Source organism: Aeromonas crassostreae, assembly GCF_054052445.1.
Genome location: NZ_JBSTYM010000007.1, coordinates 156,589 through 169,753, shown reverse-complemented (window position 1 = coordinate 169,753; position 13,165 = coordinate 156,589). Strand labels below are relative to the sequence as shown.

Here is a 13,165-nt window from a genome sequence, read left to right as displayed (position 1 = left end):
AAACCCCTCCCCCCCCCCCCCCCCCCCCCCCCCCCCCCACTCCCCCCCGCCCCCCCCCCCCGCCCCCCCTCTTCTGCGCAGAGACCGTCAAGCCGATGCGACCTTACTCGGGCTGATGGAACGCCAGGGCCCCCAGATAGTCCCCCTTGCCCAGCTCGACCCCGGCCCGGCGCAGCAGGGCATAGGTCATGGTGAGGTGGAAGTAGAAGTTGGGCAGCGCGTACTCGTAGAAGCAGGTCTTGCCATCCATCCACTTGCCATGGGCCCAGTAGGGGGCGTATTTGCCACTCTCGAACTCGCTGTAGTCGGCATCCAGCTTGCTGGTGAGAAAGTCGATGGTGGCCTGGATGCGCCCGCGCAGATCCGCCATGGTACGAGGCTCGTCGGCAAAGCCGGGATTGTCGCCGTGGCTGGCGGTCGCCACACAGGCCTTGGCCGACTCGCAGCAGATCAGCACCTGCTTGCTCAGGGGGAACATGTCGACGATCAGGCGATCGCCGAAGAAGTTGTCGACATCGTATCCCTTGGCCTCGGCATGGGCCGCCGCCTTGACCAGCAGCCGGTCCAGGTTGGCGAGCATCTTGATAAACTGGGCGGTAAATTCACGATTCATGATGGCTCCTCGATAAAGGCTGGGCTCGCCGCCTCGCTGGCGGCGCCGCTCACTATACTGCCTTTTTCGAGGGAAACGTCAGCGGGAAGATGCACCGGATCCGGCAGGATCCGGTCAGGGGTATTCAGTACTGCTTGGTTTTTGACGCGAAGCCGGCGAGGAAGAGACCGGTCAGAAACATGCCGCAAAATGCCTCTATGGCGGAGAGCAGCTGCAAGGGGGAGGCGGTCTGGGAGATATCGCCGTAACCCAGGGTCACGAAGGTGACGATGCTGAAGTAGAGGGAGCGCCCCAGCTCATGATGGGTGACGGAGGCGGGCGCCAGAAAATAGGTCAGTGCCGCCAGCAATATGACCCCCATGGACATGAGCAGACTGCGGATGGGCCGCTCGCCAAAACCCCAGGTGATGAAGCTGACGAACTTGGCGGCGCACTTCAGATAGCAGCGCAGGGAGAACCCTCCCCGCTGGCGCAGGCCGCTGCGCAGCCAGCGCTCCTTGAACAGCTCTTTTGGCCGGGCCAGGGACTTCATCTCATGCAGCTTCTCTTGGTAATAACATTCACCGGCATCGACCGTGTCCCCCACGCTGGAGAAGAGGCGCTTGGCATTGCGGTACAGCTTGCTGGCTTCGCTGTGATCGATCCGGCCATTCTCGTTGTAGCTCACCTGCACCTTGTCCAGGTTGGTGTGCTCCATGGTGGCATCGAAGTGCTTGGCGCGAATGGTGAAGTTTTTCAGCACAGCCCGGGAGGAGTGAAACCGCATCTCTTCACACTCTATGGTGAAGTCCTGAAACACCCCCTCCTCCAGGGCCAGTTCCCGCTTCTTGGCCCAGGCCCTGTGGTCCCACAACAGGGAATCGAACAGATCCAGCCCTATCACACCGCCGTTGATGCGCACCCCCTTGGCGGAGCAGTGCCACAGATAGACCTTGGAGTTGTTGACGGCACTGTCCAGGGAGAGCTCGTCGAGGCAGGTGAAGTCGAGCAGGCGGCCGGAGATGATGGGGCTCTTGAGGGCGATGCCGCCGATGTTGAGCAGGCGATGCCCGCCCAGCACCTGGGCCTCCCCCTTGTTGTTCTCGGAGACGGAGAGCAGGCTCTGCACCCGCTTCATCTCCTCCTTGCCGTGCTTGCCGGCCAGCCACATGGCATAGGGCTCGAAGCGCGTCTCCGAACGAATCAGACCACTCTTGCGCAGGGACTCCAGCGCGCTCGAGGCGGTCTCATAGAGGCGAGTCCTGTCATCGCTCATGTAGACGCAGAGGCTCAGCACGCAGCGCGAGCTGATGAATCTGGCAATGCCTATCTGAAAGATCACCCCCTTGTCGATCCGCTGCTCCAGCATCCAGTCGTTGAAATGGGGCAGGGAGGCCACCAGGAAATCCCAGATCATGGGGTAGTCATTCTCCCGGCGCCACTCGTTGAACTGTTCGGGTGACAACTGCCAGAGCTCGGTTGCATTCATACATTACCTCGATAACGGCTAGGTTCCGCCGCTCATCTCCGGATGGCGGGCTGCGCCACTCTCCAGAGCGCGGCGTACCGGGCATCAGGCCATTGCCCCCGCCGACCGCCGGGGCTGACCCAAACCAGGGGCGGCGTAACCAGGGCCCGCCGCGCGGTCATACTAGGCGAGAAATGGAAGACAAGTCACTGACAGGAAAGATATATTTTGAGCGATGCGACAATTTTCTGCGCGAGAGCCTCAGGGTTCCCCCGCCGCCCTGAGTTCCCCCCTGTCACCCGGCCGGGCAGGCAAAACGCCAAAGAAAAAGCCCAGCATGGCTGCTGGGCTTTTGTGTTGGCTCCTCCTACTGGACTTGAACCAGTGACATACGGATTAACAGTCCGCCGTTCTACCGACTGAACTAAGGAGGAATTGTACTTCGGATACGGGATATCGCTATCCCGACGTCCTTTGTTTGGTGCCCAGAGACGGAATCGAACCGCCGACACGGGGATTTTCAATCCCCTGCTCTACCGACTGAGCTATCTGGGCTAAATGGTGCCGGCTACCGGAATCGAACTGGTGACCTACTGATTACAAGTCAGTTGCTCTGCCTACTGAGCTAAGCCGGCACACTCAAACCATTGTGCATGAACATATTTTTATTTCATGGCACCAAAACTTGGTGCCCAGAGACGGAATCGAACCGCCGACACGGGGATTTTCAATCCCCTGCTCTACCGACTGAGCTATCTGGGCGTGGCCGCTATTAAACGGATTTTGCCCTTGGGGGTCAACGGGAAATTTTACTTTTTGTCTCGTTCGTCTCTTTTTTGCACAGCAAACCCCTTTTTGTGCAATTCCCCGGCAGACTCACCTCCCGTCGGCCCCGTCCCTGCGCCACAACCTGGGCTCTTCCCCCTTGAGCAGGCGGGAAATATTCTCGTGATGGCGGATCAGGATGAGGCAGGAGAGCAGGGAGACCGGCAGGGTGTATTCCGGCTTGAGCAGGTAGGCAAACAGGGGCGCCAGCAGCACTGTCACTATGGAGGCCAGGGAGGAGTAGCCGCTGATCAGGGCCACCAGCAGCCAGCTCGCCACCACCAGGGCCCCCATGTCCAGCCCGATGGGCAGCATGGTGCCGAGTGCCGTCGCCACGCCCTTGCCGCCGCGAAAATGGAAAAACAGCGGATAGATGTGACCCAGACAGGCGGCCACCCCGATGAAGCCGAGATAGACGGGCTTGATGCCGAGGAACCAGGAGAGATAGACGGGGGCCGTGCCCTTGAGCATGTCGAGCAGCAGCACAGCCAGGGCGGCGCCGCGACCGCCGAGGCGCAACACATTGGTCGCCCCCGGATTATGGGAACCATGATCCCGGGGATCCGGCAGGCCCGTGGTGCGCGACACCAGCACGGCACTGGACAGGGATCCGCCCAGATAGGCCAGAATAATCATCAAAATCGTCAGGGCCGTCATCTTGGTCGTTTTTACCACGATATGAATGGGGTATGATGCGGGCCACATTCTCCGGCTCGGGCTACCCGGGCCGTTCGCCAATGGCACGTGATCTGCCAGGCCAGCATCCCTGCGCTGTTTCACAGCCCATCAAGAGTAAAGAAGAAGTACTGTCATGGACAAGGTGTTTATTCGTGGACTCGAGGTTTTGAGCACTATCGGGGTGTATGAGTGGGAGAAGGGCATCCGCCAGAAACTCTGCTTCGACCTCGAGATGGGCTTCGACAACCGCCCCGCCGCCGCTGGCGACGACATCAATCTGGCGCTGGATTACGCCACCCTCTCCCAGAAAGTATCGGAATACGCCAGCACCAGGGTGGTGGAACTGGTGGAGACCATGGCCGAACAGGTCGCACACCTCATCCTCAGCGACTTTCGGGTGCACTGGGTCAAGGTGACCCTGACCAAGCCGGGCGCCGTGCCCAACGCCGCCGGCGTGGGAGTCGAGATCCTGCGCCATCGCACCCCGGCCGCGAGCGAGTGCTGATGACAAGGATCTATATCAGCCTGGGTTCCAATATCGAGCGGGAGCGCCATATCCGTGCCGGACTCGATGCCCTGCATCGGCTGCTGGGGCCGCTCCAGGTCTCCCGGGTATTCGAGAGCGAGGCGGTGGGCTTCAATGGCCGCCCCTTCTACAACCTGGTGGTCGGCGCCGACACAGGGCTGGCCCTGAGCGAGCTCTGCCAGCGGCTGCGGGCCATGGAGTTTGCCCACGGCCGCGAGCCCGACGCCAAGAAGTTTGCCCCCCGCACCCTGGATCTCGATCTGCTGCTCTACGGCGATCTGGTCTGCGACGCCCCCCTGGTGTTGCCCCGCGGCGAGATAGTGACCAACGCCTTCGTGCTCTGGCCCCTGGCCGAGCTGGCGCCGACCCTGCGCCACCCCGAGAGCGGCGAGACCATGGCCGCGCTCTGGGCCGGCTATGACAAGGCCTCCCAGCGCCTCACCCCCATCCCCTTCGACTGGACGCCGAGCGGCGCCCTGGCCGATCTCCGGGCCTGATCCCCGCACCATGGCCGCCGCGCTCCCGATCCCGCCCCGATCGGGAGAGCGGCAGACTATTTCCCTGCATGACGGCGGGATGGCAGAATCCTTCGAATCCCAACCCCGTCACTGGCAGAAGAAAAGGCCAAAGCACCCTTCAGGATCCACCTTCAGCGCCGATACGCTGACCATCTCCTTTGTCCCTTGAGGTCGTCGTGAACGTCAAACAGAAACTCGTGTTGTCCGCCATCCTGGTGGCCGGGATCCAGGCCACCGTCATGGGGGCCATGTTCTACTTCTCCGGACAGGAGTCGCGCAGCAACGCCGAGATGCTGCAGGCCAAGCAGGTGGAGGCCAACCTCATCGCCCTCACCCTGCAGGAGAGGGAGTTTCTGCTGAGCCGGGATCCCGCCGCCGCCACCGCCTTCACCACCCAGAGTGACCAGGCCAACCGCCTGCTCGCCGAGATGGGCCAACACCACGGCGGCGCCCAGCAAGCGAACATCCTGACCTTTGCCAGCCAGCTCAAGGAGTACAGCCGCCAGTTCGAGACCCTGCGCGCCCAGCAGGAGAAGATAGGCCTCACCCCGACCAGTGGCCATTACGGCGCCCTGCGTCAGGCCATCCACGCACTGGAGCAGGAGCTCAAGGCCCGGGGCCAGCAGCAGGAGAGCCTGCTGATGCTGCAACTGCGCCGGGACGAGAAGGACTTCATGCTGCGCCGCGACATCGGCTATCGTGCCAAGTTCGAACAGAACCTGGCCCCCCTGGCCGAGGCGCTCGCCGGTGAACCGGCCCTCGCCGCCCTGCTGGAACGCTACCGCCAGAACTTCCTCGCCCTGGTCACAGAGGAGCAGCGCCTGGGCCTGAGTGCCAGCGAGGGGCTGAGGGCCGAGCTCAATCGCAGCGCCGAGCAGATGCGCCAGGCGGGCATCACCCTGACCCAGGCCCTGACCCAGGAGGCCGACGCCACCCATGATCGTACCCTCAGGGTCATGGTGCTGCTCTGCATCCTCGGCATACTGGCCGCCCTCGGCCTCAACCTGCTGATCGGCCGCGACGTCATGACAGGGCTGCAACGGCTGGCGGACACCATGCGCCGGGTCACCGCCAGCAGCGATCTCACCCTGCGCGCCCGCATCGGCTCCAGGGACGAATTTGGCGCCATGGGCCGCGACTTCGACACCATGCTGGAGCACTTCAATCAGGTCATAGGCCAGGTCGTCGCCTCGGTCACGGATCTGGAACGCCTTACCGCCCAGTTGCAGCGCAACGCCAACGCCGCCCAGGAGGGTACCCAGCAGCAGTTGCAGGAGAGCGATCTCGTCGCCACCGCCGCCACCGAGATGGAGAGCACGGTGCAGGAGATCGCCAGCAACACCGAGAGCGCCGCCGAGAGCGCCCGCACCACCAACCTGAGCGCCCAGCAGGGCCGCGAGAGCGTAGAGACCACCATGGCGGTGATCCACTCCCTCTCCGCCAAGCTGGAGGCCTCGGGCCAGGAGGTGATCGCCCTGGCCGAGGAGAGCCGTCAGGTGGGCAATGTGCTGGAGGTGATCCAGGCCATCGCCGAGCAGACCAACCTGCTGGCCCTCAACGCCGCCATCGAGGCCGCCAGAGCCGGCGAGCAGGGACGCGGCTTCGCCGTGGTCGCCGACGAGGTGCGCAACCTGGCCATGCGCACCCAGCAGAGCACCAGCGAGATCGCCGCCATAGTCTCCGGCTTGCAGGCCCGCACCCAGAGCGTGGTCACCCTGATCGGCGAGTGCCGCACCCAGGGGGAGCGCAGCGTCGAGGCCGCCGGGGAGGCCAGCACCCAGCTCGCCAACATCACCCGTCAGATGGACCAGATGATGGACATGAGCACCCAGATAGCGACCGCGGTCGAGGAGCAGAGCTCGGTGGCGAGCGAGATCAATCGCAACGCCGTGGTGATCCGCGACATCGCCAACGACGCCCTGACCCAGGCCGAGCAGAACAGCCGCGCCAGCCAGAACGTGGCCGAGCAGGCGAGCCTGCTCCATCGGGCGGTCGATCAGTTCAGGGTCTGATCCCCAGACCCCAAATAAAGAGAGGGCGGCCAGGGCCGCCCTCTCTGTTCGCCTTCCATCACCCTCACTATCACCGCCACCCTCACCCTCAGGCCAAATCTTCGCGCCGACGCGCCTTCGTATCGTCTTTGGCAAGCTGGGCGACGATCATCGCGGCCTGCATCACCCTCACCATCAGGCCGGGTCTTCGCGCCGACGCGCCTTCGTATCGTCTTTGGCAAGCCGGGCGACGATCATCGCGGCCTGCATCACCCTCACCATCAGGCCAAGTCTTCGCGCCGACGCGCCTTCGAATCGTCTTTGGCAAGCTGGGCGAAGATCATCGCCGCCAGCATGGCCATCAGGCCGATGCAGAAATAGGTGAGGTGGAAGCCATGGAGCCACTGCTCGCTGCTGGAGGCGGCAAAGAGCCCGAGCAGGCTGGCGGCGATGGCGACCCCCAGGCTCATGGAGAGCTGCATCACCACCGAGAGCAGACCGTTGCCGCTGCTGGCGTGCTCGGCACTCAGATCCTGCAGGGTGAGGGTGTTCATGGCGGAGAACTGCAGCGAGTTGATGGCGCCGAACACCCCGAGCCAGCCGAGCAGCGCCCAATAGGGCAGATCGTTGTCGATCAGGGCGAAGCTGGCGATCAGGGCCCCCAGCAGCAGGGTATTGCCCACCAGGATGCGGCGATACCCGATGCGGGGGATCAGCCTGTTGACCAGGGTCTTGGTCAGCATGGCGCCGAGCACGGTCGGTATCATGGTCATGCCGGCCGCACTCGGCGAATAGCCCAGTCCCAGTTGCAGAAACAGCGGGGTGAGAAACGGCATGGCGCCGCTACCCAGGCGGGCAAAGAGGTTGCCCCAGACCCCGATGGCGAAGGTCTTGGTCTGAAACAGCGCCAGGCTGAACAGGGGCCGCTCGGCGTTCGCGGCGTAGAGCCAGTAGCTCGCCATGGCCGCCAGGCCGGTGATGAGCAGCAGCAGGGACCAGCCGGTGGAGAGGCTGTGCTCCCCCAGCCCCTGCAAGCCCACCGACACCAGCACCATGCCGGCGCTGAACATCACGAAGCCGCGCCAGTCGAACCTGGGGGTCTCGCGCCGCATCTCCGGCATGTAGTACCAGCTGGCGATGAAACCGAGCAGCCCCACCGGCAGGTTGATGAGAAACACCCAGTGCCAGCTCGCCACCTCCACCAGCCAGCCCCCCAGGGCCGGGCCTATGAGGGGCCCCACCAGCCCGGGGATGGTGACAAACGACATCACCCTCAGCAGCTCCCCCTTGCTGAAGGCCCGCAACACGGCGAGCCGGCCCACCGGCATCAGCAGGGCGCCGCCCACCCCTTGCAGCACCCTGGCCGCCACCAGCAGCGGCAGGGTATTGGCCAGGGCGCAGGCCAGAGAGCCCAGGCTGAACAGGGCGATGGCCCACAGATAGACGCGGCGGGTGCCGAATCTGTCCGCCAGCCAGCCGGAGGCGGGAATGAGCAGCGCCACCGTCAGCATGTAGGCGATGACCACGGACTGCATCTGCAGCGGGCTCTCCCCCAGGGTCTTCGCCATGCTCGGCAGCGCCGTGTTGAGGATGGTGCCATCGAGCGTCTGCATGAAGAAGCCGACCGCGGTCAGCCAGGGCAGCCACTTGAGTTGGGCCGCTGAGAGTTCCGGGTGTGGCTGCATCATGGTCTCTCCGTCAGGATTGGGGGGGCGAGGCGCTCAGAAACAGGTCGATGCAGCTGTTCAGCCAGGCCTCCTGCTGGGCCGGGCTCTCCATCAGGGGCAGGCCCAGTTCGCGGCGGATCCTGTCCTTGCCCTGCCACATCAGCAGCAGTTGCAGGGCGGCATCCTGGCTGTCGGGATGGTGAAGCAGGCCCAGCCGTTTCTGGCGCTCCAGCCACTGTGCCAGGATCCCGAGCACTTGCACCGGCCCCGCCTCGAAGAAGAGCGCGGACAACTGTTCATCGTTGCTGCCAACGCAGGTGCGAAAGATGTTGATCGCCTGCTCGCTCAGCACCAGGCGGCGAAAGCCGCGCCCGAACAGCAGCAGGCTCTCGCGCACCGAGCCGCCCTGCTCCAGCAGGGCCGCAGAGAGCTCGTCATTGTGACACTTGGCCCCCACCGCCTCGGCGAACAGCAGCTCCTTGCTGGTGAAGTGGCTGTAGACCGTCTGCTTGGAGACGCCGGCGGCGCTGGCCACCATGTCCATGCTGACCTGATGGGGGCCCAGCTCGCAAAACAGCTGCCCCGCCGCTTCCAATATGGCTGCCCGCTTCTTCTGACTGCGCGGTGACTTGTTCATTTTGCCTCCAAATCAAACTGGACAGTCTAGTACAGATAAAACTAGACTGTACGGTATGGTCTGAATACTAAATCAACACAAGGATGATGTCATGGCGCTTCTGCTACTCGCGCTCTTGCTGCTCACCGGCTGCGGCCCGGCCAGTCAGGAACTGGCGACCCCCACCCCGACCCGGGTCACCGCCCTCCCCCTGCAAACGAGCGATCACTATCCGGAGCTGCGCCGTTACACCGGCCGGGTCGTGGCGCCCCAGGAGGGGGCCGTCGGCTTCGAGCTGGCGGGGCGGATAGCCTCCCTGCACAAGGCGCGGGGCGATACCTTCGCCGCCGGGGAGCTGCTCGCCACCCAAGATACCCGGCTGCTGGAGGTGGAAGCCCGCGAGCTGGCCGCTCGCCTCGGCCAGAACCGGGCCGAGCTGACCCTGGCCCGCCAGACGCTCACCCGCCTCGCCACCCTGCGCCAGCGCCAGTTCAGCTCGGATCAGGAGATTGACGAGTGGCAGGGCAAGACCCGCATGCTGGAGGAGAGCGCCAGTCAGATAGCGGCGGCGCAAGAGGCCAATCAGGTCCGTATCGACAAGTCCCGCCTGCTGGCGCCCTTCAGCGGCACCGTCGTGAGCCGGGAGCAGCCCCTGGGGGCCGTGGTCAATGCGGGCCAGCCCCTGTTCACCCTGATCCGCACCGGTCACTGGGAGGCGGACATCGGCATTCCCGCCGAGCTGGCCGCCACCCTGAGCCCGGGACAAAGCTACCCGCTGCAGGCGGCGGATCGCACCTTCACCGCCAGCCTGGTCAACCTGGGGATCCGGGTCGATGGCCGCACCCACACCCGCAGTGCCCGCTTCGCCCTGGGAGAGGACGCCGCCATGCTGGCCGAGGGCCAGCTGATCAGCCTGCTGCACCAGACCCCCAACGCCATCGACGCCTATGTGGTGCCCCTGACCGCCCTGACCCAGGGGATCCGGGGCGGCTGGACCCTCTATGTGGCCACCCGTACTCCCGAGCCCACCATCGTCAGCCGGGATGTGCGCCTGTTGCAGCAGGACGGAGCACGCGCCTGGATAGAGGGGGCCCTGCAAGGGGATGAGCGCATCGTCATGGACGGCCTGCACAAGCTGGTGCCGGGTCAGCGGGTGACGGTGCAGGAGGCGACCCCATGATCCGCGCCTTCATCGACAACGGCCGGCTGGCCCTGCTGGCGGTGGCCCTGCTGATCGCCGCCGGGCTGGCCGCCCTCCAGAGCCTGCCCCGCACCGAGGATCCCCAGATCATCAGCCGCTTCGCCAGCGTGGTCACCCCCCTGCCCGGCGCCAGCGCCGAGCGGGTCGAGGCCCTGGTGAGCGAGCCCATAGAGAACCGGCTTAGGGCCCAGAGCGAGGTCAAGCTCATCGAGTCCCACTCCCGCCCCGGCCTCTCCATCATCCAGGTCGAGCTCAGGGACGAGGTGATCGAGGTGGTGCCCGTCTGGTCCCGGATCCGGGACCGGCTAAGCGATCTCGCCCCCCAGCTGCCCGACGGAGCCGGCGCTCCCCAGCTCAATGACGAGAAGGGCTACCCCTTCACCCGGCTGGTCAACCTCAGCTGGCGCGGCCCCGGCCCCATCCAGCTGGATCGCCTGGCCCGCTACAGCGCCGAGCTGGAGCGGCGGGCACGCATGCTGCCCGGCACCCAGTACGTGGAGCGCACCGGCGCCCCCGAGGAGGAGATAGAGGTCATCTTCGATCCCCTGGCTCTGGGCGCCGCCGGGCTCGACGGCCCCACCCTGGCCCAGGCCCTGCGCGGGGCCGATGCCAAGGTGAGCGCCGGGGAGTTGCAGGGGCGCAACAACCGGCTGCAGATCGAGTTGCGAGGCTCCCTCGATACCCTGGAGCGCATCCGCCAGATCCCGCTGCGCACCGACGACCTGGGCCGGACCCTGCGCCTTGGCGACATCGCCGAGGTGAGGCGCGGCATCCGCCAGCCCGAGAGCCAGCTCGCCTTCGCCAACGGGGAGCGGGCCATAGTGGTCGGCATCCGCATGGCCCAAGACAGGCGCATCGATCTCTGGTCGGCCCAGCTCGATGCCATGCTGGCCGACCTTGCCGCCAGCCTGCCGGACAACATAGCCCTGACCACCAGCTTCGATCAGCGCCAATATACCGAGCGCCGCCTCTCGGACCTGCTGATCAACATAGGCCAGGGGTTCGCCATCATCATGGGGGTGCTGCTGCTGACCCTGGGGATGCGGGCCGCCCTCATCGTCAGCCTCTCCCTGCCCCTGACGGTGGCCTTCACCTTCGCCTGCATGAACCTCATCGGCCTGCCCATCCACCAGATGTCGGTCACCGGCCTGGTGGTGGCCCTCGGCATCATGGTGGACAACGCCATCGTCATGGCGGATCGGGTGCAGTATCAGCGTCGCCACGGCATGGGGGTGACCGCCGCTGCCATGGAGGCCATCCGCCACCTCTGGCTGCCGCTGCTGGGATCCACCCTCACCACCCTGCTCGCCTTCCTGCCCATCATACTGATGCCGGGCCCGGCCGGTGAGTTCGTCGGCGGCATCGCCTGGGCGGTGATCTTCTCCCTGATCGGCTCCTACCTCATCTCCCACACCCTGGTGGCCGGCCTGTCGGCGCGCTGGGTCGCCCCTCAGGGAGGCAGCGCCTGGTATAGAGATGGCCTGCACCTGCCCGCCCTGGCCGCCCGTTTCGAGCGCAGCCTGGAGTGGGCCCTGGCCCGCCCACGCACCAGCCTGCTGCTGGTCTGCCTGCTGCCCCTCGCCGGTTTCTGGGCCGCCGGCCGCCTGACCGAACAGTTCTTCCCGCCGGCGGACAGGGACATGATCCACATAGAGGTGAGCCTCTCCCCCCAGGCCAGCCTGGGTCACACCCGCGCCCTGGTGGCGGCCATGGAGCAGACCCTGGCCCGCCACCCCGAGCTGGTGCGCCAGGACTGGGTCATAGGTGACAACGCCCCCAGCTTCTATTACAACCTGGTGCCCCGTCAGCAGGGCCGGGTCGACTATGCCCAGGGCATGATACGGTTTCGGGATCTCGCCAGCGCCAACCGCCTGATCCCCCAGCTGCAGCAAGAGCTGGACACGGCCTTCCCCCAGGCCCAGATCCTGGTGCGCAAGCTCGAACAAGGCCCCCCCTTCAACGCCCCGGTGGAGCTGCGCCTGTTCGGCCCGGACCTGCACCAGCTCCACCGCCTCGGGGAAGAGGTGCGCGCCCTGCTCGCCGATACCCCGGATGTGATCCAGACCCGGGCCACCCTGCAGGCGGGGGTGCCCAAGCTGTGGCTGACGGTGGACGAGGAGGCCAGCCTGCTGGCGGGCATGAACCTGGGTCAGCTCGCGACCCGGCTGGAGGCGGCCCTGGATGGCCGCGTCGGCGGCGCCGTGCTGGAGGGCACCGAGTCTATCCCTGTCCGGGTGCGGCTGGCGGCGAGCGAACGCCAGGATATCCAGGATCTGCTCAACCAGCCCCTGAGGGATGGCGAGGGGGGCACTGGGCTGACCCTGCGCAACCTGGCCAGCGCCACATTGAGCCCGAGCTGGGGGGAGATCAGCCGCCGGGACGGCGAACGGGTCAATGTGCTGGAGGCCTACCTGAGGATGGGGGTGCTGCCCCAGACGGTGCTCAACCAGGTGCGCCAGCGGCTGGATGAGGGGCAACTGGCGCTGCCGGCGGGTTATCGGCTGGAGATAGGGGGCGAGTCGGCCAAGCGGGACGAGTCCGTGGGCAATCTGATGGCCCATGTGGGCCTCATCGCCGTGCTGCTGCTGGCGGTGCTGGTGCTCAGCTTCAACTCGTTTCGCATGGCGGGGGTCATCATGCTGGTGGCACTGCAATCGTGCGGGCTGGGGCTGCTCTGGGTCTGGCTGCTCGGCTACCCCTTCGGGTTCACCGTCATCATCGCCCTGCTCGGCCTGATGGGGCTCGCCATCAACGCCGCCATCGTCATACTGGCGGAGCTCAAGGCGGACCCCCTGGCCATGGGGGGGGACAGGGCGCAGATCCGCACCCTGGTGGCCGGTTGCAGCCGCCACATCGTCTCCACCACCATTACCACGGTCGGCGGCTTCCTGCCGCTGCTGCTGGGGGGCGGCGGCTTCTGGCCCCCCTTCGCCATCGCCATCGCCGGGGGCACGGCCCTGGCGACCCTGCTCTCCTTCTACTTCGCGCCGGCCGCCTTCCTGCTGCTGCGCGGCCAGGGAGCCCGCCAGGCGGCGGACCGCCAGCAGAGGCCGCCCCTGGGACAGACTGGCTGACGCGCAGGC

General features: G+C 65.7%; 9 protein-coding genes, 4 tRNA genes and 1 pseudogene. 5 read left to right on the top strand and 9 right to left on the bottom strand.

Annotated features, from left to right (window positions below; genetic code table 11):
* Window positions 1-103: 103 nt before the first annotated feature.
* From ACW5W4_RS08010 to plsY, 7 genes and pseudogenes are all read right to left on the bottom strand, one after another.
* On the bottom strand, window positions 104-613 hold the full coding sequence (locus ACW5W4_RS08010) for a DUF1993 domain-containing protein (protein WP_456689013.1): 510 nt from the start codon (window positions 611-613) through the stop codon (window positions 104-106).
* Between the two features lie 124 nt (window positions 614-737).
* On the bottom strand, window positions 738-2,081 hold the full coding sequence (locus tag ACW5W4_RS08005; protein WP_456689012.1) for a potassium channel family protein: 1,344 nt from the start codon (window positions 2,079-2,081) through the stop codon (window positions 738-740).
* Between the two features lie 337 nt (window positions 2,082-2,418).
* Window positions 2,419-2,494 (bottom strand) — tRNA-Asn (locus tag ACW5W4_RS08000).
* A gap of 45 nt (window positions 2,495-2,539) precedes the next feature.
* Window positions 2,540-2,615 (bottom strand) — tRNA-Phe (locus ACW5W4_RS07995).
* Between the two features lie 4 nt (window positions 2,616-2,619).
* Window positions 2,620-2,695, bottom strand: a tRNA-Thr gene (locus ACW5W4_RS07990).
* Window positions 2,696-2,746: 51 nt separating this feature from the next.
* Window positions 2,747-2,822: transfer RNA gene (locus ACW5W4_RS07985), tRNA-Phe, on the bottom strand.
* Window positions 2,823-2,869: 47 nt separating this feature from the next.
* A pseudogene (plsY, locus tag ACW5W4_RS07980) lies at window positions 2,870-3,542 on the bottom strand (glycerol-3-phosphate 1-O-acyltransferase PlsY).
* Window positions 3,543-3,696: 154 nt separating this feature from the next.
* On the opposite strand from plsY, the gene folB reads away from it, so the two are divergent.
* From folB to ACW5W4_RS07965, 3 genes are all read left to right on the top strand, one after another.
* Entirely contained in the window at window positions 3,697-4,068 is a 372-nt protein-coding gene (folB, locus tag ACW5W4_RS07975; protein ID WP_427262129.1) for a dihydroneopterin aldolase, read from the top strand.
* Window positions 4,068-4,586 carry a 2-amino-4-hydroxy-6-hydroxymethyldihydropteridine diphosphokinase gene (folK, locus tag ACW5W4_RS07970; RefSeq protein ID WP_456689011.1) on the top strand — a complete coding sequence of 173 codons (519 nt, stop codon included), beginning with the start codon at window positions 4,068-4,070 and terminating at the stop codon, window positions 4,584-4,586. The genes folB and folK overlap by 1 nt, the downstream gene beginning before the upstream one ends.
* 197 nt (window positions 4,587-4,783) lie before the next feature.
* Complete coding sequence (locus tag ACW5W4_RS07965) at window positions 4,784-6,619, top strand: methyl-accepting chemotaxis protein (RefSeq protein WP_456689010.1); 1,836 nt, start codon at window positions 4,784-4,786, stop codon at window positions 6,617-6,619.
* 260 nt (window positions 6,620-6,879) lie between these two features.
* On the opposite strand, the gene mdtD is transcribed toward ACW5W4_RS07965, so the two are convergent.
* Both mdtD and ACW5W4_RS07955 read right to left on the bottom strand, forming a co-directional pair.
* Window positions 6,880-8,286 carry a multidrug transporter subunit MdtD gene (gene mdtD / locus ACW5W4_RS07960; protein ID WP_456689009.1) on the bottom strand — a complete coding sequence of 469 codons (1,407 nt, stop codon included), beginning with the start codon at window positions 8,284-8,286 and terminating at the stop codon, window positions 6,880-6,882.
* Between the two features lie 10 nt (window positions 8,287-8,296).
* Window positions 8,297-8,902: a TetR/AcrR family transcriptional regulator gene (locus tag ACW5W4_RS07955; RefSeq protein ID WP_456689008.1), complete on the bottom strand. Its 606-nt coding sequence runs from the start codon at window positions 8,900-8,902 to the stop codon at window positions 8,297-8,299.
* A 91-nt stretch (window positions 8,903-8,993) separates the two neighbouring features.
* Here ACW5W4_RS07955 and ACW5W4_RS07950 point away from each other — a divergent pair, with 91 nt between their 5' ends.
* Window positions 8,994-10,061 (top strand): efflux RND transporter periplasmic adaptor subunit, encoded by a 1,068-nt coding sequence (locus ACW5W4_RS07950; RefSeq protein ID WP_456689007.1) that lies wholly within the window; start codon window positions 8,994-8,996, stop codon window positions 10,059-10,061.
* Window positions 10,058-13,156: an efflux RND transporter permease subunit gene (locus ACW5W4_RS07945; RefSeq protein ID WP_456689006.1), complete on the top strand. Its 3,099-nt coding sequence runs from the start codon at window positions 10,058-10,060 to the stop codon at window positions 13,154-13,156. The genes ACW5W4_RS07950 and ACW5W4_RS07945 overlap by 4 nt, the downstream gene beginning before the upstream one ends.
* Window positions 13,157-13,165: the final 9 nt, after the last annotated feature.

Excerpts from the sequence above, each read along its gene's own strand:
- ACW5W4_RS08005 (WP_456689012.1), bottom strand. The coding sequence starts at position 2,081 with ATGAATGCAACCGAGCTCTGGCAGTTGTCACCCGAACAGTTCAACGAG.
- ACW5W4_RS08010 (WP_456689013.1), bottom strand. The coding sequence starts at position 613 with ATGAATCGTGAATTTACCGCCCAGTTTATCAAGATGCTCGCCAACCTG.
- folK (WP_456689011.1), top strand. The coding sequence starts at position 4,068 with ATGACAAGGATCTATATCAGCCTGGGTTCCAATATCGAGCGGGAGCGC.
- ACW5W4_RS07955 (WP_456689008.1), bottom strand. The coding sequence starts at position 8,902 with ATGAACAAGTCACCGCGCAGTCAGAAGAAGCGGGCAGCCATATTGGAA.
- ACW5W4_RS07945 (WP_456689006.1), top strand. The coding sequence starts at position 10,058 with ATGATCCGCGCCTTCATCGACAACGGCCGGCTGGCCCTGCTGGCGGTG.
- ACW5W4_RS07950 (WP_456689007.1), top strand. The coding sequence starts at position 8,994 with ATGGCGCTTCTGCTACTCGCGCTCTTGCTGCTCACCGGCTGCGGCCCG.
- folB (WP_427262129.1), top strand. The coding sequence starts at position 3,697 with ATGGACAAGGTGTTTATTCGTGGACTCGAGGTTTTGAGCACTATCGGG.
- mdtD (WP_456689009.1), bottom strand. The coding sequence starts at position 8,286 with ATGATGCAGCCACACCCGGAACTCTCAGCGGCCCAACTCAAGTGGCTG.